Origin of the sequence: Nonomuraea antimicrobica (genome assembly GCF_039536965.1) — a bacterium.
Lineage (GTDB): Bacteria > Actinomycetota > Actinomycetes > Streptosporangiales > Streptosporangiaceae > Nonomuraea > Nonomuraea antimicrobica.
This window is the reverse complement of the sequence record NZ_BAAAZP010000067.1, coordinates 150458-171303: the sequence shown is the minus strand read 5'-3', so window position 1 is coordinate 171303 and position 20846 is coordinate 150458. Positions and strand designations below refer to the sequence as shown.

Sequence of the window (20846 nt, the reverse complement as noted above, 5' to 3'; positions counted from 1 at the left end):
GATCATCGTCTCGAGGCGACCGTGTAGCGCAGACTGGTGGGGGATGAGACCGTGGACTCCTCCAGACAGGTCGGAGGAGAACCTGCATGTACCGCTCGAATATGGAGTTACGTGGTCTGAGCTGCGGTTAAGCGGCGTGGTGGTATTCGTTGATCGTGCCTGTGGCGACGGGTTTTCGGCGGATGGATCGTAGGTCGTTGAGGTCGGTTACGTCGCGGGCGGGCTGCGTTGAGGTGTTCGGGGGTCGTTGGTGCCGGGACTGGTGCGGCCGGTGCCCGTTGTAGTGGATCAGATACTCCTGGGGCATGAGTACCAGGTGGCGTTCATTGAGGGTCAGGATGCGGTCGAGGAGTTCGCGGCGCAGGGTGCCGATGACCCGCTCGCAGATGGCGTTCATCCTCGGCGTCCGTGGCAGAGTGGTGATGATCTGCAGCCTTTCACCTGTGAAGACCTCTCTGAAGGCGGAGGTGAAGAGCGGGTCCCGATCGTGGATCACGAACCGCAGCCCGGCGATGCGGTCACCCAGATCCATCACCAGGTTGCGAGCCTGCTGCACCGTCCATGCCCCGTTCGGGTGCGCGGTCACACCGCCCAGGTGCAGGCGTCGGGTACCGTGCTCGATGAAGACCAGCACATACAAGCGCTTGAGCATTATCGTCTCGACCACCAGGAAGTCACACGCGACGATCGCGTGAGCCTGGGCGGCCAGGAACTGACGCCAGGTCGGCCCGGCCAGGCGGGGCGCCGGGCCGATACCGGCGGCGTGCAGGATTTCCCACACCGTGGAGGCCGCGATGTTGTAGCCCAGGCGGGCCAACTCGCCTTGGATTCTTCTATGCCCCCAGGTCGGATTCTCCCGCGCCATCCGCACAATCAGCGCCTTGACCGGCCGGCGGGTGCGAGGTCGTCCTGGGCGCCGCCTGTCTGTGAAGGTCCACTTACGCGCCACCAGGTGACGACGCCAGCGCAAGATTGTCGCTGGGGTGACCGGGAAGATTTCCGCCCACCGGCGGCGGTGGATCAGTTGCGACAACGCTGCCAGCCAGAGCCGGTCGGTGTGATCCCATCGCGGCCGGCTACCAAGTTGACGGCGTAGCACCTGGTTCTCGTGACGGAGCACCAGCAGCTCAACGTCCTTGGACAGATCAGCGCGGACCAGCACCGTCAGCAGGTTGAAGAGGCACCTCACCAACCGGTAGATAAGCGATAACAACACCTTGCGATGGTCGCAGCCACGGCCCTGATCGCGCAGCAAAACCCCAGCTCACAGCGCAGGACCGTGTTTTCGAGCGGGACAGGGTCTGGGCCATCACCCATCCGGCTAACAGCGCGGGCAAAACGAGTCTGCTGGAATTCCTCGTCTGGCCATTGCGCGGAGCACCTCGGGATCTCCCGCTGGACGTGCGGTCGTGGTTGCGAACGCTGCGGCTCGATGTGCTCGTGGCCGGCAAGCCCACCCGGATCACGTTGGACTGTGACCCGGAGCTGGCGGCTTTCGTCTCTGGCACGATCTTGACCGCCGACACCCTTGAGCATCTACTCGAAGCCGACGACGACGGATTGCGGGTGGTCACGCACGCTGTCGGCGCTACCGACCGCCCCAACCGCACCGGGGACATTACGGGCAAGGCCGCGGACTGCATGAACCTGAACAACCCTCTGACGAATCGAGGCTAACGGTCGCAGAGGTCAAGCGCCTGTTCAACGCGGTCACCGACCACACACCGACCCTGGAACAGGCTGCTCACTAATCAGCCTGGCGACGCCGCCACCAAGCACGTGCCCGTTGGTTCCATCACCGAGCCCGCCTGACCACCGCATATATCCAGCTCAGCTAACGAATGGCGGCTGCCGTACTAGCCAGGAACGTCCATGCGTCCCGGTTCTTTGCGAGCACTCGCGGGCTGGGATAACGCACTGAATCAAAATCCGTTATCGCGGAAGAAGTGCTCCATCAAGTGCCAGAACGACCGGAAGCGGGTGGCATCGAGCTCGTACAAGGAGTCAAAGTACCACGCTTCCCATTCATCGTTCGAGGTGACAATGTACGGATTGAGCAGATAAACACTACCCTCGACGTTCTCGGAAATGCACAACGTATGCGGCAGAAAGTCTCCCACCTCAAAGAAATCCCGATCCTGAGGTGCGTCGTAGTCGAAGAAATAGTCGGCGGGCAGTTCCGGGATCGGGGAGTCAGGCGAGGGACCCCATGTGTTCGCGAGGTGCGGATCCACGTCGCGCGTCCACCCGACCTCGGCGATGGGGAGAAGGTGAACACTGGTAAAGGAGTTCACGTCCCAGCCGTTGCTTACCTGGAGGAACTCTCGGTAGCTCGGTGGCAAGCGGCGGCCGAGGCGCTCTTCCTGACGGAGGAGCTCGGCTTCACTGACGGGAGCCGCTCCCAGCCATCCGGTTGGGTGCGGCGAAGATCCCCTACCGTTGTGGAGATCGTGGTCTGTGCCACTCACGACCTGGAGGCGTTCAGCCCATGCGTAGCGGGGGGTGTTGGGGCCGTTCATGGAGCGCATTCTACGGCAAGCTGTGAATAGATACTGCCGCAAGCGGCCGAAGGGGTGAGGGAGGGCCGAAGGGCCCTCCCTCGGATGGATCGGACTGACTACACGATTAGGGCTGGATCAGCACCCAGAATTCGTTGTCGCCGCCGACTCGGTAGTGTGAGAAGAAGGATCGCAGCACATGACCATGGTCGATATTCTGCTGGTGATCCACGGCGCGTACCGAGAAATGCCCCTTCGCGTGCAAGGCACCTTGGATGGTACTGGCGAACGGATATTCGTCGCAGGAATTGGTTAGGCCTCGAGGCGGGCCGCCGTTGTAATATGGCTCTCCGTATTTCTCCGGCATGTAGTACTTGCAGTAGTTGGTGCCGACCCCCTTTGGCCAGATCTGCTGACTTGTGGTTCCGGCATCCAAATGCAGCTCTAGATCACTAAAATACTTCCGGTTCGCTGTGTCCATTGTCTTATCGGGGTTGCGTACCAGGGGCTCGCTATTCGGATCGGCCCAGTTTCCGGCGATGTTCTTGGGACGTTCGTTTCCGAGTTTTTTTCTCGTGGGCGGGTATCCGGGCTGGCTCCAGTCGTGCCCATCCCTCAGGTACGGGAATGTGGTGGCGTTCGTCTCTGGATTCAGCGCCGTCTCGATGTGCTCAATTACTTCAGGGAACAGAGTATCTCGCTTCTTCGACATCGCGAAGACGCGACTGGCGTAGTGGTTGATGCATCCGCCGATATGGATGTCCGCCTTCTGGAATCCGAACTTCTTCCAGTCGCAGCGGAATAGCGGCACCGCGGCCTGATCTCCGTTCTGGGCGTTGATGGTATCGCCCTTCCGGCGCACACGACGGTCGTCGCCGTTTTCGTCCTTAACGATCTGACTCCACAAATAGAACCTCATCGGGACGTCCGGCCGCTCAGGATCGTCGAAGATTTCGACCTGCGGCTCGATCTGGCACCAGTTGTTCTTCGTCGGATCGTCAGGCGGCATCGCCCGAACGATGTACTGGGAGTCGGGCTCCGCATACCACTCGGAGACGTCCTTGGTCTGGTCGGTGCCACTTCGCACCTTGCAGTCCGTGCCCCAAAGCGCGCCCGGCTCTGCGTCTAGGCGTACCCTCATAGGCAGGCCTCGCAGCTGCGCGGACGACAATTTAACCCTGCCGTTTGCGTCCTCAACCGCCATTTCGTCGACACGGATGAAGACCTTCATGTCCTGCGGCTTCAGCTCCTCGTTTGGCGCCGGATTAACGATGTTGTTGCCAGTGTCGTCGCCAAGGTAGCTGTGGACGACCCAGGTGGCGCGGAACCGGAACCGGTCGCTGTCGTCGAAGAACGCGCTGCCGAACGTACTGACCAGCCTCTTGAAGAGGCTGCCGGACTTCGCCGCCTTCTTCAATCTACGGGTATCGGAATCCTCGCTGAAGTCCTGGATGTACAGGTAGGCCGACCAACAGGAAAGATAAGGCTTCTCCTGAATGCGGGCCAGATTGTTTTTCTCGAACCAGGTCGTGTCCTTGCAGTTCTGCTGGTTGATGTGGTCGTACTTGAAGTTGTAGACGGGAATGCCCGCGGTTGTTGTGGCTTTGGTCGCACCGCTCTCCACCGGCGCAGGATTCTGCGGAGCCGCCACGCTGGCACTTCGGGCAAGCAAGGCGCCGACCTCGGTGCCGCTCAGCGGTCGCTGATAGAGCTCAAGCTCGTCGATCGCGCCGAGCATATTGGCGCCAAGCCGCATCGGCGCGTCGGCCCTCCAGCCGGCAGAGATCAGCTGAGCGCTGCCGACCTGGGTGCCGTTGAGGTACAGCGAGGCGGACTTGGCCGCGACGTCGTACACACCAGCCAGGTGGAACCACTCGTCGACCGGTGGTTCGACGCCGGACAGTACACCCTCGACCGTCGCATCGGCGGTGTCGGCACTGGTGAAGGTGAACGCCAGTCCATGGTCGGCGGTGTTGCCGAGGCGGAAGGGCGCCTGGTGGGTTCCCTTCTGCTCGAGGACGGTGTAGTCGCCGTCCTTGTCGCTCCAACGCAGCCAGGCGGCGGCGGTGAAGCTCTGGTCGGTGCGGATTACGGGTCCGGCAGCCTGCGCCAAAGGCTCCTCGCCGGGCTGGATGACGTCCACGGTGACCTGCTGCCAGTCAGACCAGGCCGAGGATGCCTGGTCGCCGACCGCGCGGGCCCGCCAGCGCACCTTCCACCCGTCGGTCAGCTTGCCCGCTGGGACGGCAATGCTCGCCTGGGTGCCGGAGGCCACGTTGTCCACGGCGCCAGCCCAGATCTGGCCGGTGCCCTGACCGGTCGCGGCCGGGTCGTGCTCGATCTCGGCTTCAGCGCGCAGCGCCTGGCCGGTCGGGTGGGTGAGGGTGGCCTGCAGCGTGGGGGTGAGTGCGGTGGTCACCATCACACCGTCTACCACCTTCGACGGAGTGATGGTCAGGCCGGTGGCGGTGGGCTTGGGCAGGCTGATGGCGAGGGACTGCCAGCCTGACCAAGCGGAGGCGGCGGTGGCCGAGACCGCGCGGGCTCGCCAGCGCACCTTCCACCCATCGGCCAGCTTGTCCGCCGGGACCGTGATGGCCGCCTGGGTACCGGCCGGGACGTTGTCGGCGCTGCCGACCCAGATCTGGCCATTGCCCTGACCGGTCGCGGCCGGGTCATGGTCGATCTCGGCCTCGACGCGCAGCGGCTTCCCTGCGGGGTCACTCACCTGGGTCAGCAGAGCTGGGGTGAGGGTGGGGGTGACAGTGGTTCCGTCCACCTGCTCGGACGGGGTGACCTGCAAGGCGCCGACGGACGGTTCGGAGGCCGGGTCCGGCACGTCCACGGTTAGGAGTTGCCAGTCCGACCAGAGTGAGCCGACCGTGGTGGCGGTGTTGATCGCTCGGACCCGCCAGCGCACCTTCCACCCGTCCGTGAGTTTCGCGTTGGGGACGGCGATGCTGGCCTGGGTGCCGGATGCGACGTTGTCCACGGCGCCGGTCCAGATCTGGCCGGTGCCCTGCGTGGTCGCGGCCGGGTCGTGCTCGACCTCGAACTCCGCCCGCACTGGCTGGGCGGCCGGGTCGGTGACCGTGGTGCGGAGTGTCGGGGTCACGCTCGTGGACACGGTGACGCCGTTCACCACCTGTGAGGGGGTGACCTGGAAGGCGCCGACCGTAGGATTGGGTACATCGACCGTGGCTGTCTGCCAAGACGACCACGCCGAGGCGGTGGCGGCCGCGGCATTGACTGCACGAGCTCGCCAGCGGACCTTCCAGCCATCTGCCAGCTTCCCTGCGGGGACACCGACAGCGGCCTGGCTTCCGGAGGCGACCGCAGATGAGGCACCGGCCCAGATCTGGCCGGTGCCCTGCCCGGTTGCGGCCGGGTCATGGTCGACCTCGAACTCGCTGGTCAGATTGCCGCCAGCGGTGTCGGCGACGGTGGCGGCCAGTTGCGGGGTGAGCGAGCTGGTCACGGTCGTGCCGGCAACATCCTGCGCCGGGGTGATCGTGAAATTAGCGATCGTGGGGGAGGACGCGGGCGCGCTGGTCGTGACGACCAGCTTGGGCGGGGCGTTCCATTCGGTGTCGTCGGAGGAGGCGTACATCCGCCATTCGATGGTGGTGTTTTCGGTCGGAGCCTTCAGTACCAGGCCGTGGTTGGCCGCGCCGGCCGCCCAGTCTTGGCTGATGCCGGTGATGTTCCATTCCGTCGGAGTCTGGGTGCTCGCGCAGTCGATGGATGTTTTGTTGATTTGGGCGTCTTCGGTGGTGAAGGCGGGCTTGTTCGCCCAATAGAGGTTGTTCTCATCCCAGGCGCCGGTCACCCGGGCCGCCTGTACACCCTGCCCGACTGATGCTCCGCAGGTCTGGGCACTGATGATCGACATCGACAGCCTGGCATCGGTAACGGTTTTGCCCACGAGCGAGGTGGTGTCGAAGCGCAGAAGGGCGCGCATCTTCTGGCCTGTTTGCACACCTACTGGAAGGGCGTTGCTGGTCGGGTAGGCCGGCGAGTCAGCTGTATCGGTGCTGAGGACACTGAGGTCGTTATTGCTTGGCAGCGTCGTAGTCGGGTCCACCCGGACCGGGTACACGGTCTTCGAGTCCGACAGGAACGCGTGGTCGGGCTTGAGCACCAGCTCTGTGCGCCCGGTGTTGGATACGACTTCGGTGTCGATGACCGCGTGCCTGGCCAGTGGGAGGCGGCCCTTGGCGCTACCGTCCCACATGATCGGCTGCGGCGCTGAGGCCACGAGCTTCTTGTCCTTGCCCTTCAGCAGCAGACGTCCGCCCTTGCCTTCGGACAGGGTCAGGCCATCGCTCTCCACGCCGATGCGCAGCTCCAGCGGCTTCGACGGTCGCTGGCGCAGCACCACGTCGTGCCGGAACCCGGTCGGTAGCACCGTCACCACCAGGTCAGCCCCGGCACCGGCGGCGTCGGTATAGGTGACGACGCCACCCTTGACCATCGGCTTGGGTAGCGGTGTCGGCCAGCGCAGCGCGTACGACTGCCCATGCGCGGTCATTCGCACGAATGTCCCGGCGCCGCCCGTCGAGATTTCCACCGACGCATTCGAAGCGATCGCCTTCGGACGCAGAACACCTCCATGCTCGAACAGCGTGGTGTCGATCGGCACCCACACGCCGTTCTGCTTGGTCCGTATGGGACCCGCAGCGACCTCCGTCCGGAACGCCTTCCCATCCGGCAACGCGTACGTGATGCTGGTCGCGGTCGTTTCATCGGTGACCTCGACGGCCTTTCCCTGCTTGGCCGCAGAGCTGGAGGCGGCTATCCGCGCCTGCGACGGCACGTTGGAGATCGCGTTACCGCTCTTGCCCGCAATCCACGCCGCCGTGTCGTTGAGCGATGCGCTGTGACCGTTGCCGGACGAATCGGCGACGATCTTCCCGGTACCCTCGTCGAACGTCCAGTGGGCGGCCGCCTGGTCGGTGGTGCGGAAGGACCATGTGTAGGGAGACATCTGGTTGTCCCACTCGTCGATGGCTCCCGAGACGGTCACCGTGTACGTGGTGCCTGGGCTCAGCGGCTGTCGTGGAGTGAACGTCACGGTCTTTTTTGTGGTGTCCTCCGACAGGGAGCCCTCCACCTCGGCACCTGACGAGGGCTTCACCGAGACGGCGGTCTCTCCGACCGGCTCAGTAAACGTCATGCGTATCTGAGCGTCGAGTGGCACCCCGGTGGCGTTGCCCGCAGGTTCGTGCGTCAGCACACGAGGAGGGAAGACCTCTTCCTCATCGGGATCCGTGGCGTCGTCACCCTCTGGTTCAGGGCCGCCGAGGTTGAGCATGTCGGAACCGACGAAATACGGTTGACCATCACGTTTTGCTGCCGCCATCCTGGCGACTTCAGGGCTGAGACCGAGCTCCTCCCGATCCGCTTCTGACTCGGGTACGAAGACCGACTTCTGGATCGCTTCCTCATATTCGGGAAAGGTCTCCATGAGGGTCGGACTGGAGATCACGACAGTTTCCTGGCGAGGCGGCACTGGCGGCTCGAAGTCGACCTTGAGCCTGGGGCCGTGGGCAGGATAGCCGCTGGTCTGCTCGCGGCTGCGGTAGCGGCGCCAGTTCCGCAACTCCGATTCGTCACCGGCGCGGAGCTGGAACCCGTAGTTCGTTTCCCCGTCCGCCCAGTCCTGGACGATGGTGTCGACCGAGTGGATGAGATCGTGCTCGTAGTTCATCGAGCCGGCGCAGTCGGGGCTGTACGCCCCGTACTCGGTGTCCGCGCCCACGTTGGTGACCGACGGCTGGTTGCCCCACTGCAGGGTCAGATGGTCCCAGTCGGACGTGACCCGCCGGGCGGTGATTCCGGAGCCGACGAACTCGCCGCAGTCGTTGGACAGGTAGTTCCACAACTCCAGGTCGGCGTTCTGGATGTTCGAGCCCCAGAACGGGTCGGTCGCGTTCGGCAGCGGGAACTGAATGTAGGCGCGCCAGCGCTTGGCGATGTCGCTGGCGTAGGACTTGCCGACCCACATCTGGTCGCGGTAGTGCATGTCCCAGCTGTCGGTGAGGTCCACGTCATTGATGTACGTGTCCATCGGATCGCCGGGAGGGCAGGGATCGCCACCGAGCGTGCACTCGTACCAGTCGTCGTCGACGGCGGCCATGGTCACCGGGAACGTGGTCTCCGGGTCGGTGAGGAAGGCCGCGTCGGGGCTGTACACCAGCGCCGAGTCGTCCAGGCTCACCTGGGCCCTGCCGACCCTGACGGTGCCGAGGTCGGCGTTCGCGTCGGCGGCCTTCGCGTCCAGCAGTGCCGCAGGGCGGATGTCGAGGCTGTGCTTGCCGTCCTGGTTCTTCAGCGTCGGCTGCCCCTTGGCGTTCTTACCGAAGGAGATGCCCTTGGGCAGATCCACGGGGACGCGGAACGTCACCGGCCCGGCAGGGCGTTGCCGGATGACGATCTGCTGGCGGAACCCGGTCGGGGTGGCGGTGACGACCAGGTCGATGCCCTTACCGTACGTCGAGGCGTAGGTGGCGGTGCTGCCGTTGAGCGTGGGCTCGGGCAACGTGCTCGGAGCGTCGATCCTGGCGGCGAGGTCGCCGCTCTTGCTCCTGATCGCTTCGGTGTCGCCGCCCGCGGACAGTGTCAGGCCGCCCTTGGCCGCCTTGGGCTTGATGACTCCGTTCGCCTCGATGAGCGTGGTGTCGATCGGTGTAAAGCCTTTGCCATCGGCGTTCTTGACCCGGATGGGCTCCAGGTACTGCTCCATCCGCAGGGTCTTGCCGTCGGGGTTGGCGTAGTAGGTGGTGTTCTCCGAGCGCAGCGACTCGATCTCGATGCGCCGGTTGTCCTTCTTGGCCTGCGCCAGCGCCTTACCGGTGGGGGTGGCGGGAGCGTTCGGCGGGGTTGTGGGGGGTGGCGTGGGGTCCTGGGCGAGCGCGGGTGCGCTGATGAGCGAGAGCGGCATGGCGAGGGCTGCGATCAGGGCAGCGCGGCGTCGCGTCCGGCTGGATAAGCCGGACACTGTTCGTGATGGTTTCACTCGAGCCTTCCGAACAGATGTGGCAAAACGGAGTGATCATCACATGTATTGTGATCTTATGTAAAGATCCTTTTTGGGTGGGGAACTTCCCATCCCGATCTCGGATCAGATAGCGCGCCCGGCAGCCCGCATCGTCCAGATCCATCACCAGGTTCTTGATCGCCTGAGTGACCCAGTCGGCGCTCGGGTGCGCGGTGGTGCCGAGCACGCGGATGCGCCTGGGTGGCGTGCTCGATGACGGCCAAGAATGTACTGGCGCTGCCCGTTCAGGGGGACAGTCTCGAAGAAGCCGGCGGCCATTATGGCATCGGCTTGGGAGCGCAGGAGTCGGCCCACGTGGTGGACGCCCGCTCGGGCGCCGGATCAAGACCTGCCTGCTTGAGGATCTCCCACACCGTGGACGGCGCGACCTTGACGCCGAGGGTGGTGAGCTCCCCGTGGATCCGCCGGTAGCCCCAGCTGGGATTCTCCCTAACCAAGCGCAGGATGAGGGTGCGGATGGAGCGGACGGTGGGCGGGCGGCCAGCCCGCTTCGGCCGGCACCTACGGGCATGACGCCGTCTCATCAGATCCCGATGCCACCGTAGGACGATGTCCGGCCGGACGATGAGTCTCAGTTGGCGCAGGGCCTCGCGGGGCAGCGAGATCAGGAGCGCGACGGGAAAGGCTCGGTCCTCAGGCGCGAATCGCACTCTGGTGTCAGCGCCGAGTTGGCGTTCAAGGACGGTGATCTGGTGGCGCAGGGCAAGAATCTCCACGTTCTTGTCCCGATCGCTCACGGGTAGCAAACGCAGTGCGGCGAAAGCGTTGGTGACGGTGAGGTAGGCCAGGCGAAGGAGCACGGCTGATCATCATGCCGCACCCGCCTCCCTCTCCTGCTCGCCGGAACTCGTGCATGCCGCACGTAGCCCAAGCAGGCGCACGACCTGGGCGGACGTAATTTTCGGCAGGCGCAGAGGTCATGGACCGCTGGCATTGATAGCGACAATTGCTGCACATATGGCAATTGTGACAGCAAAACTAATGCCAATAATAAACCCCCGCGTTAGCCAGACCCTCTCGGAGATAGCTGTGAACCTCCATGGTGTGGTAGAACCCTGTCTAGGCTCCATCGTGGGCTGAGATCTAACGATGTCGAGATTCTTTATCGCTGCTTCTAACCGGTTAACAGTTGCCGCTAGCTCGGATGAAGAGAAATCATGATCTGTCAAACGGGGCGATCCACTGCTCAAGTCGCCGACCTTGTCGGAGAAATCCCTGAGCGTATGCCACTGGATCTGGTCTACGGCATTCCGGAGGGTCCATGACATGTGCTCGAGGTTCCCAAGCTTGATGGCCGCCTCATGCAGAGGCCACGCGTGGTCGTGTAGATGGATGAGATTTCGCGCTGCTTCGTGGATCATGGGCGCGTGGTCATGGAGGTGAGTCAGGCGGAGCGCTGCCTCGTGGAGTAGTTCGATATCTTCGACGGCATACAAACGATCGAATGATTCCGTAATCAGGGAGCGCAGAGTTTCGACCATCTCGCCATTAGATGATTTAAGGGAATTAATCGCGGAAAGTAGGTCATCCTTTGTTCTGGCGACAGCGTCTACGATGAGCTCTTGCAGTTTTGATTCCGTCACTACGCCGATTCCGTTTAGTGTGGCTGCATAGTCTCCTTCGCGTTCCACCTTCCAAGATTGCAGTATTTCGACTGTATATTGCTTTGCGGTCGGCTCTCTATCGATGAGTTTATGGTGACCTACGCATAGCAGAATTATATTCTGGATGCTAGACCGCTCTGCTGGGGACATCGATGCGTCATATCTGGCGCTACCGGGATTTTCGCCGCAAATATGTGCCATTTCTGCTGTGACTACAGGATGTCCGTCAATTATCTGCACTACTGGTCGGGAGCAGCCAGGGGCATAGCAGCATCGAGATAGGTTGAACAACGCACTCTGGACTCCAGTGGGTATGCGTTCTTTCTTGGCCATCACGACACCTCACGAACGAGGGGCTGGGTGATCGCCAGCATACGAGGTGGCTCCGACAATGCTGCTCCCCTTGGCCCTTGTTCTCGTCGGACAGGTCGCGCGAGCCAGGGGCGACTCCGGCAGGGGTCTACGCTGTAGTAGGCGGCGTGTGCGGAGCACGTGTCGAGCACTGCGAGCGACCTCCACGGACAGTGCCTGCATGACTGGAACGTGGGCTTCACTTCCGCGAGCTATGATGCAACGGCCGAATAGGGCGGCGGTCGTGCTCGGTGCGTGCTCGTACGCCCCGTCACACGCCGGCAGGATCCGGCGCCGCCTGACACACAAAACGCGCTTAGGTGGCACGAACCGTCACCCAACGGCACGTCGCGGCACTAAAGGATCTTGCTTCTAATCCGACGGTCGCAGGTTCGAATCCTGCAGGGCGCGCAACCGAGACCAGGCAATCTGCGGGTTGACCTGGTCTTTTGCATGATCGGTGGTCTTGTCGCGTAGGCAGGGTGAGGCGGCCGAAAGCAGCCCTGTGCCACTGGTCGCGGAACATACGTGGAACGCTCGAGGCCCCGTTTTCCCAGGTGGGCGCGGCGGTTTCGAGGCCAGGAACGGCGAAAGGACCCCGAGATGTCCCGGGGTCCTGCCGGTGGTTGTGGATCATGCAGCTAGCACGCCCAAGATGCGCCGGTTGGCGACTTCTCGTTGGCCGTCGATGCACTTGGCGTAGACGCGGAGCATCACGTCCACGCCGTGACCCGCTCGTTCGGCCGCCTCCGGGGCGTGCACGCCTGCGTTGAGCCAGAGCGAGACGGCCGCGTGCCGAAGATCGTACGCCCTGCCCGCCGGAGGAGAGGCAGCCTGGTCGGGCGTGAAGGCGTACGTCCGAGCTTCCTGCCAGACCTTGGCGTAGGCCATCGACTACGCACGCCAGGTCGAGCTGGACAAACTACCGATCAACGAACGCAAGGCCACACTGCTGCTGGACACCTCCCGCGCATTCTTGATGTGGAACCAGCACGACAAGGCACTTCACATCCTGCGCGCCGCAGGCGAACTCGCCCCCGAGGAAGTCACCGGCCGCACCGCAGCCCTCCGGCTGGTACGTGACATCCTGGCAACCGCCCCGATCAGTCCCGGACGGCGGCAGCGCGGGCCGCACCGCCGACCAACACACCCGCCGTACCGAAGAAGCTCGCCGACGACAGCGACGCGCCGCTGTCATTCGACCGGCAGCTCCGGACGTCCGTCCCGTCCGCTTGGATCCACTCCAAGTAGATCCTCATGCAGCCCTACAAGGGTTCGGCCGGTCGGTACCAGATCACGTCCGGTGACCTCGACCAGGAGCCAGCTTGGAAGCTGCTCCTGGAGCATCTCCGGCACATTGTCCTCGGCGAGATCCGGCTCATCAAGGCGATACAGCACCCCGAAGATGGTCTCAAAGGCGACCCATCGAGCCAAGGTGCCGATCTCCTCCGGGCTAACACCCAACTCGTCCACCAGGCGAAGCAACACCTTCCCCGCATCGGAGAAGGGCCTGCCTGGGTTGCCCTGAAGCTCTCGTCGTGTGTTGGCTATCCAGGTGGCGGCGCTGTCTCGGTGGGCATCGATGTGCTCTGACCACAAGCCGCGCAGGAGCCGGAACCTCGCGAGGTGAGGTATCCCCTCATCCATCTCTACCCGAGTGAGCCCTTCAGGATCTTCCGCACCCAGAGCTGCGAATCTATCGCGAAGCGCCGTGGCCTCAGCTCGCACGCCCGGAGCGAGCGCGGCGAGCCAATCAGCCCAAGCCAGATCATCCATACGCAGAACGCTCCATCCATGGCTAGACCCAGCCTCCGGCGGGGGCGCTCCGGCTCCGGGATGATCGCCGTCCCGCCGCTGGAGGCATTTGGTGGCTGAGGTGGAAGCCTGATCATCCCGCCCGCCATCGACCTGGGACAAGCCGAGCGGGCCAGGGCCACGGCGCCCAGGTCGTTCGTCCGGCGGGGCGCTCCGCCTTGTCCCCGTGGCCCTGGCCCGCTTCCCCTTCGGGCGGGTCGACGGCAGACGGGATGATCAGGCGGGCGGGATGCGCGCGTCGCGTGGGAAACACCAGGTGACGGGCTGATCGTCGTGCCATTAGCGTGCCATTAGGGGCGGTCAACACGCCTCGTTGAAGGCTGCGACGCGTGCCTTCGTCCAGACGGACGCCCTTCGGCCGGGGCGCCGGTTTCAGCGCCACCAGTGCAGCCGCGTTGAACGTGACCAGGTGTTCGCGCTGGGCGGCGGCCAGGACTGTGCGGATCGTAGCCTTTATGCGCTGCTTGGTCGCCGGTCCTGTCAGCCGCTTGCCGCGCGCCGACCGGCGCTGTGCCTGCCGAAAACCCCATCCGCGCAGTTCAAGCGACATGTGAGTATTCGTGGAGTACGCCGCCGAGCGGGTCTCGGCGGCGCACCTTTCAGGTCGTCGATTGTGTCTGGATCGATGATCGGACCTGGAAGGGCGCGGAGTAGAGCCGTCGACGACATACTGATCAAGCTCCGCTGCGTCATCATCGCCGAACGTTTTCGACCCCAAGCTCCCGACCAAGCCACACCCAAAGAAGCCCACGCCGTCCACGCAGCCTGTGCCGCAGCCGACACATGATCACCCATGCCTGCGAAACACGAGCCACCATGGGTACTCGTTTCCCGCCATTCATCTCGATCACCTCGATCATTGTTGCGACGCTACGTCGTAAAGCTTTGCGATACAGTGTCGCGAAACCCGGATCGTCCTTCCCTGCAGCGAGAACGTGAGACATGCCGAAGATCCGCGCTGGCAATCTGGCCGCACACCGCGCCCTGACCTGGAACGCGCTGCTCGACTCCTTCGACTCGCTGCTGGACGAGCGCGACTACGAGGCGATCTCACTGTCGGACGTGGCCGCCCGCGCCGGCATGGCGAGGAACACCATCTACAACTACGTCGATGACAAGGCGGGGCTGCTTGTCGCGACGTTCGAACGGTCGGGCCGCTCGCTGAGCGAGGAGATCGGGCGCATCGCCGACGACCGCACGCTGTTCGCCGCGACGCGCCTGGGCGAGGTCGTCAGGCTGCTGCTGGTCTCCTTCGCCGGCGGAACGCGGCGTCTGCTGCTGCTGCACGACGTGTCCACGGCGATGCCGGCCGATGAACGGGCCAAACTCGCCGCGCCGTTCGAGGCCGTGCAGACGCACGTGATGCGGATCATCGTGGAAGGCATCGACGCGGGAGAGTTCGGGCCGGTGGACGATGTGGAGCTGACCTTCGAGCTGATGGTGGGCGTCATGCAGCCGGCGCTGCATCGCGTGGTGAGCGACCCCGAGTCGGCGGGCGCCACGGCCGGGGTCGTCACACACTTCCTGCTCAACGCGCTCCGGTCAGAGCGTGATGGAAACGACCACGAGGACACGGGAAGCGGCCGTTAGGACGGCGGAGGCGACCGCGGGGCACTCGCAGGGCGTCTTGATCCGCGTGGTGCGGCCCGAGCGGTGCGGCGCTATCTGGGCAGGCGGCCGGCCAAGGCGTCCGCCGCGCGGTCCCAGGCGCCCCGGCCCGCGATGAACCGCCGGTACTTCATGATCTTGCGTGGCTCGTCGAGGGTCGCGGCGCCGATCAGGCGGTCACCCCGGCGGTAGAGCGCGACGAACCGGTCCTCGTCCGGGCCTCCTGACACGAACGCGACGTCGTCGGCCGCGGGCGAGCCGACGAACTGGATGCGTCGGCCGTACCAGTCGCTCCAGAAGTACGGCACCGTCTCGTAGGGACGGGCCCGCTCGGGGAACAACGCGTTGACCGCCGCGACGGCGGCCTGATCCGCGGCATTGGTCCAGTTCTCCAGGCGCATGGTCTCGCCGAGCAGCCGGTTCGGCCAGCGCGCGACGTCGCCCGCGGCATAGACGCCGGGCAGGGAGGTCGCCAGGTGCTCGTCGCAGAGCACTCCCCCGTCGGACGGGTGCAGGGCGATGCCCGAGCCCGCCAGCCAGCCGGTGGCCGGTGCGGCGCCCACCCCGACGAGCACCAGGTCGGCCGCGAGCGTTTCGCCGGTGCCGAGCCGCACGCCCGTCACGCGGTCGCCGCCGAGCAGGGCCGCCACGCCGGTGCCGCGGACGAGCCGGGTCCCGTGCCTGCCGTGCAGGCCGGCCAGGGCCTGGCCCACCACCTCCCCCACCGCTCTGACGAGCGGGATCTCCGCCGCATCCACGATCACCGCCTCGGCGCCGAGCGCACGGGCCGACGAGGCGATCTCCGAGCCGATGAACCCCGCGCCGACGATCACGAGCCGCAGTCCCGGCCGGATGGCCGTGCGCAGCGCGCGGGCGTCGTCCACGGTGCGCAGGGTCAGGACCCCGGCCGTCCGCGGCAGGTGGGCGAGGCGGCGGGGCTCGGCGCCGGTGGCGATCAGCAGCCGGTCATACGGTGTCTCCCGGCCGCCGGCCAGCACGGTCCGGCGTACCGGGTCGAGCCGGACCGCCGGGCTGCCCAGGCGCAGGTCCACCTCCAACGCGCGGAGCGCGTCCGCGTCCCGGTAGTGGACCGGGTCCGCGTCCGGCGTGGTCAGGAACGCCTTGGACAGTGGCGGCCGGTCGTACGGCAGGTGGGTCTCCGCGCCGATCAGGGTGATCGGCCCCGCGTAGCCGGCCGCTCGCGCGGCCTCGACGGCGCGCAGGCCCGCGAGGGCCGCGCCGACCACCACGAAGCCCGTCGTGCCCCGGGATGGCCCGGTCATCGCCCCGCCGCGTCTTCCGCCAGGTTCCCGTCCGCGTCCACCAGGGTCAGGGCCAAGGCGGGGCACGACCGTACGGCCTCGGCGACGGTGTCGAGGTCGTGCTCGACCAGCTCGGAGCTGAGCACGAGCGTGCCGTCGTCGTCGACCTCGAACACGTCGGGGGCGACCGACTCGCAGACGCCGATTCCGGTGCAGCGGGTCCGGTCCACTTGGATGCGTTTCACGTTCACACTCGCACGGGCAGGTGTCGGATGCCGTTGATGAATTCGCTGGTCAGGTACTCCGGCTCGCCGGTGACCTCCAGTCCGGGCAGTTTGGTGAGGATCTCGGTGTACAGGGCGCGGAGCTGGGCCTTGGCGATGTGGTTGCCGAGGCAGAAGTGCACGCCTCCGCCGCCGAACCCGACGTGCCGCATGGACGGCCTGCGCACGTCGAAGGCGTACGGGTCGTCGAACACCGACTCGTCCCTGTTGCCGGAGCAGTAGAACAGGACGACCTTGTCGCCTGCGGTGATCTGCTGTCCTGCGAGTTCGGTGTCGGTCGTGGCGGTGCGGGCGAACTCGATGACCGGCGAGGCGTAGCGGACGAACTCCTCGATGGCCGGGCCGATCCTGCCGTCCAGGTCCTCGGTGAGCCATGCCTTCTGGTCCGGGTGCTGGGCCAGCGCGAGGGCGGTCCAGGAGGTGGTCTGCTTGGTGGTGTCGTTGCCGGCCACGCTCAGCAGCGCCATGATCGAGGCGATCTCCTCGACGGTCAGGGGACGCCCGTCGAATCTGGTTTCGGCGATCGCGGTGGCCAGGTCGTCGGCCGGGTGGGCGCGGCGGTGCTCGATGAGTTCGAGTCCCAGGCCGGCGAGCACGGTGACCTGCTCTATGGCGAACTCCTCCAGTGTCGTCCCGTCCGGCATGACGTCGGTGTGGCCCATGCTGACGAGGTTGTCTCCGGCGCGCGTGAACGCCTCCACCTGGCTCTCCGGGATGCCGATCAGGTCGGCCACGGTCATCATGGGCAGTTTGGCCGCCACTTCGGTGACGAAGTCGATGTCCCCGGCGCCGATGACGCGCTCGACGATCCGCTGGGCCCGGTCGCGGATCTGCTGCTGCAGCCGTGAGACCGCCTTGGGGGTGAAGGCCGCGCTGAAGATCTTGCGGTAGCGGGTGTGGTCGGGTGGGTCCATCTCGAGGAAGCTGCCGTTGAGGCCGCTGCCGCGCGCCGAAGGGCGGAAGGTGGTGCCGCCGAGCGCGGAGCTGTAGGTGGTGTTGTCCAGGCTCACGTCGCGGATGTCGGCCGAGCGGGTGACGGCCCAGAAGCCGCGCTGGCCGAACGCGTCGGGAGTGCGCTCGTCGCGTAGCGGCGGGTGCCAGCTCACGGGCGCGTTGGCGCGTAGCCAGGCGAAGGTCTCGTCCCGTTCGCGGAAGGTCTGCCGCCAGAACGCGGTGCTGGAGATGTCCTGGTCCGTGGTGAAGGGATGGTCGTTGGTATGGATCGGCAGACTCATGTGTGCTCCTCAGGGTTTGGCGGGTCGGGTGAGGACCTGGAGGTCGGTGAAGCCGTACAGGCCCCAGGGGCCGTTCTCGACGCCGAGGCCGCTCTGCTTGTGGCCGCCGAACGGCAGGTCGGGTCGTACGCCGAGGCCGTGGACGTTGACCGAGACCTGGCCCGCCTCCAGTTCGGCCGCGACCTGCGCGGCCCGGTCCAGGTCAGGCGACCACACCGACGCGGTCAGCCCGTAGTCGCCGGCGTTGGCCCGCTCGACGGCGTCGTCCAGGTCCCGGTAGGCGATGACGGGCAGGGCGGGGCCGAACTGCTCCTCGTCCACGATCCGGGTGCCGTCGCCGAGGCCGGCGAGGATGGTGGGCTGGTAGAAGTAGCCGGGCCGGTCGATGGGCGCGCCGCCGGCGGCGGCGACCGCGCCGTCGCGCAGGGCGTCGGCCACCAGGCCGGCCACCCGATCGAACTGGGGCCGGTTGTTGAGCGGGCCGAGTTGCGCGCCCTCGGCGGTTCCCGCGTCCACCCTGACCGACCTGGCCCGTACGGCCAGCGCCTCGACGAGGTCGTCGTGGAGGCGTTCGGGCGCGTAGACCCGTTTGACGGCCAGGCAGATCTGGCCGTTGTTGCCGAACGCGCCCCAGAACAGCCGGTCGGCGATCTGCTCGGGATCGGCGTCGTCGAGGATGACGGCCGGGTCGTTGCCGCCCAGCTCCAGGGTGAGGCGCTTGAGGTCGTCCGCCGCGGCGGCGGCGACGCGTCTGCCGGTGGCCGTCGAGCCGGTGAAGCTGATCTTCCTGGGCACGGGGTGGGCGGTCATGCGGGCGCCGAGCGGGTCGCGCCCGCTGACCACGTTCAGCACGCCGGGCGGCAGCGCCTGCTGGAGCAGCTCCCCCACGGCGAGCGTGGTGAGCGGCGTGTACGGCGACGGCTTGACCACGACCGTGTTGCCCGCCCGCAGCGCGGGCGCGATCTTCCACATGGCCAGCGTGATCGGGAAGTTCCACGGCGTGATGGCGGCCACGACGCCGAGCGGGCGCCGGACGATCTCGGCGTAGCCCCGGGCGTCGTCCTGGACGATCTCGCGCGGCAGCTCCAGATCGGCGTAGTAGCGCAGCCAGACGACCGCGCCGGCGAGTTCGTTGCGGGCGTCCTTGAGGGGTTTGCCCTGCTCGGCGGTGAGGATCGGGGCCAGCCGGTCGGCGGCCGCCTCGATCGCGTCCGCGGCCCTGCGCAGGGCCTCGCGGCGGGCGTCATCGTCGCGCCGCCAGGTCCGCCAGGCCGCCGCCGCGGCGTTCATGGCCTGGTCGAGCTGGTCGGGCGTGCAGTCGGGGGCTTGGGCGAAGGGTTCGCCCGTCGCGGGGTCGATCACCTCGAACGTGCCCGCGCCCGGGACCGGCGAGCCGCCGATGGTCATCTGGTACATGGCTCCCCTTTTACGGAAGGAGGACGGGTTTGACGGTGACGCCTTCGGCGGAGTCGCGTTCGGCCGCGTTGACGTCGTCGAGCGGGTAGGTGCGGATCAGCCGCTCGAACGGGAAGCGGCCCTGCCGCCACAGCTCGATCAGCCGGGGGATGAACTGCTGGGGCACGGCGTCGCCTTCGAGGATGTAGCGCACGTTGCGGCCGGCCAGGATGTCCGGCCGTAACGTCAGCTCGCCGCCGCCCGCGCCGACCAGGCCGCAGGTCCCTCCCGTCCGCAGGACGCGTACGGCCGTCGTCATCACCGAGGTCACCCCCGTGGTGTCGAAGGAGTGGTCGACCTGCCCGATCGCGGCGGCCAGCTCAGGATCGGCGCCGTCCAGCACGCGGGTGGCGCCGAGTTCCGCGGCCAGGTCGCGGCGGGCGGGGTGCAGGTCCATCGCGACGATGTCGGCGGCCCCCGCGACCTTGGCGGCCATCACCGCCGCGAGGCCCACGGCTCCCGCGCCGAACACGGCGACGCCGTCGCCCGGCCGTACGGACAGGGAGTTGAGCATGGCGCCCGCGCCTGTCTGGAAGCCGCACCCCAGCGGGCCGAGCAGGTCGAGTGGGAGCGACGGGTCCACCACAACCAGGTTGCGTTCGGTGGCCACGGCGTGCGTGGCGAAGGACGACTGCGCGAACCAGCGGGCGGCGACCGGGGCTCCGGTCAGATCGGTGGCTCCGCTGGTGCCGTCCACGCGTGAACCGGACAGGTTGCGGGCCATGAACTCCGCGCAGTACGCCGGCGCGCCCGTCTGGCACTGGGCGCACCAGCCACACGAGTCGAAACTCATCACCACGTGATCGCCCGGCCTGACCCGGCTCACCCCGGGACCGACCGCCTCGACCACGCCCGAGCCCTCATGCCCGAAGATCATCGGCATCGCGAGCCGCGGGAGCACGCGCAGGACGACGTCGGTGTGGCACATGCCCGCCGCGACCACCCGGACCAGGGCCTCGCCGGGCCCGGGGTCGTGCAGGTCGACGTCCTCGACGGCGAAGGGCTTGGCGGGATCACGCAGGACCGCTGCCTGAATTCTCATGGACGAATACCTTCCGTACTCCTCGCGCAACTGACGGCGCGACAGCTTGCCGACCGCCGAGCGCGGGAAATCGCCGCAGAACTCGAAGCGGTGCGGACGCAGTCCAGGTGTGCTCGCCCGACTCCCAGGGCTGCCCGACGGCGTCGGGTCCTTCCTGATCGCGTTTTTGCGACGTCACGTCCCAAACTATAGGACATGCCGTCGCAAAAGTGGAAGAGCGTGTGACCGGCAACGTCTGGAGCGATCGCATGGTCCCCGGCCGCCCGGCAGCACGGGCGTGTCCATCAGGGGTGGCACCGGAATATGGCAGAAACGGGCCGTGGGACGACAGAGTGACTGCTCAGCGCTGAGCCAGTTCGCGCGGAGGGCCGCCTGGGTCTCGATGTGATGAAGGTATGGCGGGCGGCCGGGTGCCTGGACGACTGGGGGGACACCGTTCCTGCCCGGAGCGGTGGGCGATCACAATCGCGTCGACGCTCCCTGCTCGCCCACGGCCGCCCCGTCGCCGAATTGACCACCCGCGAGGAGCTGCTGCTCTTGACCTGGTCGCTCGCGGCCTCTTCAGGGGATGTCGCCTCTGATTGCGAGGGTGTTCGCCGGGACGTTGGCGTTTTCCGCTCTGGGGTCCCGTA

Annotated in this window: 14 protein-coding genes and 1 pseudogene; 2 read left to right on the top strand and 13 right to left on the bottom strand. The window is 66.2% G+C overall.

Going from position 1 to position 20846, the window contains the following annotated elements; genetic code table 11:
- Positions 1–127: 127 nt before the first annotated feature.
- On the bottom strand, positions 128–1255 hold the full coding sequence (locus ABD844_RS17510; RefSeq protein WP_344878171.1) for an integrase core domain-containing protein: 1128 nt from the start codon (positions 1253–1255) through the stop codon (positions 128–130).
- 185 nt (positions 1256–1440) lie between these two features.
- Here ABD844_RS17510 and ABD844_RS17505 point away from each other — a divergent pair, with 185 nt between their 5' ends.
- Complete coding sequence (locus ABD844_RS17505) at positions 1441–1677, top strand: hypothetical protein (protein WP_344878169.1); 237 nt, start codon at positions 1441–1443, stop codon at positions 1675–1677.
- Positions 1678–1922: 245 nt separating this feature from the next.
- Here the strand turns inward: ABD844_RS17505 and ABD844_RS17500 are convergent, their stop codons facing one another.
- The 7 genes and pseudogenes from ABD844_RS17500 to ABD844_RS17475 form a co-directional block, all read right to left on the bottom strand.
- Positions 1923–2519 (bottom strand): SMI1/KNR4 family protein, encoded by a 597-nt coding sequence (locus ABD844_RS17500; protein ID WP_185087774.1) that lies wholly within the window; start codon positions 2517–2519, stop codon positions 1923–1925.
- Positions 2520–2625: 106 nt separating this feature from the next.
- Positions 2626–9498 carry a DNRLRE domain-containing protein gene (locus tag ABD844_RS17495; protein WP_344878160.1) on the bottom strand — a complete coding sequence of 2291 codons (6873 nt, stop codon included), beginning with the start codon at positions 9496–9498 and terminating at the stop codon, positions 2626–2628.
- 317 nt (positions 9499–9815) lie between these two features.
- The gene (locus ABD844_RS17490; protein ID WP_344878157.1) at positions 9816–10358 is read right to left on the bottom strand and encodes a hypothetical protein; all 543 of its coding nucleotides are present in this window, start codon (positions 10356–10358) and stop codon (positions 9816–9818) included.
- A gap of 117 nt (positions 10359–10475) precedes the next feature.
- Complete coding sequence (locus ABD844_RS17485) at positions 10476–11189, bottom strand: hypothetical protein (protein ID WP_344878154.1); 714 nt, start codon at positions 11187–11189, stop codon at positions 10476–10478.
- 57 nt (positions 11190–11246) lie between these two features.
- A pseudogene (locus tag ABD844_RS53160) lies at positions 11247–11363 on the bottom strand (hypothetical protein); the annotation flags it as partial.
- 783 nt (positions 11364–12146) lie between these two features.
- Positions 12147–12404, bottom strand: a complete 258-nt coding sequence (locus ABD844_RS17480) for a site-specific integrase (RefSeq protein ID WP_425568592.1) — start codon at positions 12402–12404, stop codon at positions 12147–12149.
- Positions 12405–12707: 303 nt separating this feature from the next.
- On the bottom strand, positions 12708–13289 hold the full coding sequence (locus ABD844_RS17475; protein WP_344878152.1) for a hypothetical protein: 582 nt from the start codon (positions 13287–13289) through the stop codon (positions 12708–12710).
- Positions 13290–14270: 981 nt separating this feature from the next.
- Between ABD844_RS17475 and ABD844_RS17470 the strand changes: the two genes are divergently transcribed.
- The gene (locus ABD844_RS17470; RefSeq protein ID WP_344878150.1) at positions 14271–14918 is read left to right on the top strand and encodes a TetR/AcrR family transcriptional regulator; all 648 of its coding nucleotides are present in this window, start codon (positions 14271–14273) and stop codon (positions 14916–14918) included.
- A 71-nt stretch (positions 14919–14989) separates the two neighbouring features.
- Here ABD844_RS17470 and ABD844_RS17465 read toward each other — a convergent pair whose 3' ends face one another.
- Genes ABD844_RS17465 through ABD844_RS17445 form a run of 5 tightly spaced genes read right to left on the bottom strand, consistent with a single transcriptional unit; the run spans position 14990 to position 20214 of the window.
- Positions 14990–16219, bottom strand: coding sequence for an NAD(P)/FAD-dependent oxidoreductase (locus tag ABD844_RS17465; RefSeq protein ID WP_344878148.1), 1230 nt, complete (start codon positions 16217–16219; stop codon positions 14990–14992).
- Positions 16216–16443 (bottom strand): ferredoxin, encoded by a 228-nt coding sequence (locus tag ABD844_RS17460; protein WP_344878146.1) that lies wholly within the window; start codon positions 16441–16443, stop codon positions 16216–16218. The genes ABD844_RS17465 and ABD844_RS17460 overlap by 4 nt, the downstream gene beginning before the upstream one ends.
- A gap of 2 nt (positions 16444–16445) precedes the next feature.
- Positions 16446–17717: a cytochrome P450 gene (locus ABD844_RS17455; RefSeq protein WP_344878144.1), complete on the bottom strand. Its 1272-nt coding sequence runs from the start codon at positions 17715–17717 to the stop codon at positions 16446–16448.
- Positions 17718–17726: 9 nt separating this feature from the next.
- Positions 17727–19133 (bottom strand): aldehyde dehydrogenase family protein, encoded by a 1407-nt coding sequence (locus tag ABD844_RS17450; protein ID WP_344878142.1) that lies wholly within the window; start codon positions 19131–19133, stop codon positions 17727–17729.
- A gap of 10 nt (positions 19134–19143) precedes the next feature.
- The gene (locus ABD844_RS17445; RefSeq protein WP_344878140.1) at positions 19144–20214 is read right to left on the bottom strand and encodes an NAD(P)-dependent alcohol dehydrogenase; all 1071 of its coding nucleotides are present in this window, start codon (positions 20212–20214) and stop codon (positions 19144–19146) included.
- Between the last annotated feature and the right edge of the window lie 632 nt (positions 20215–20846).

What these genes read in the sequence shown, in the direction of transcription:
- ABD844_RS17475 (WP_344878152.1), bottom strand. Translation starts at nt 13,289, where the DNA reads ATGGATGATCTGGCTTGGGCTGATTGGCTCGCCGCGCTCGCTCCGGGC.
- ABD844_RS17445 (WP_344878140.1), bottom strand. Translation starts at nt 20,214, where the DNA reads ATGAGAATTCAGGCAGCGGTCCTGCGTGATCCCGCCAAGCCCTTCGCC.
- ABD844_RS17470 (WP_344878150.1), top strand. Translation starts at nt 14,271, where the DNA reads ATGCCGAAGATCCGCGCTGGCAATCTGGCCGCACACCGCGCCCTGACC.
- ABD844_RS17455 (WP_344878144.1), bottom strand. Translation starts at nt 17,717, where the DNA reads ATGAGTCTGCCGATCCATACCAACGACCATCCCTTCACCACGGACCAG.
- ABD844_RS17450 (WP_344878142.1), bottom strand. Translation starts at nt 19,133, where the DNA reads ATGTACCAGATGACCATCGGCGGCTCGCCGGTCCCGGGCGCGGGCACG.
- ABD844_RS17480 (WP_425568592.1), bottom strand. Translation starts at nt 12,404, where the DNA reads ATGGCCTACGCCAAGGTCTGGCAGGAAGCTCGGACGTACGCCTTCACG.
- ABD844_RS17465 (WP_344878148.1), bottom strand. Translation starts at nt 16,219, where the DNA reads ATGACCGGGCCATCCCGGGGCACGACGGGCTTCGTGGTGGTCGGCGCG.
- ABD844_RS17500 (WP_185087774.1), bottom strand. Translation starts at nt 2,519, where the DNA reads ATGAACGGCCCCAACACCCCCCGCTACGCATGGGCTGAACGCCTCCAG.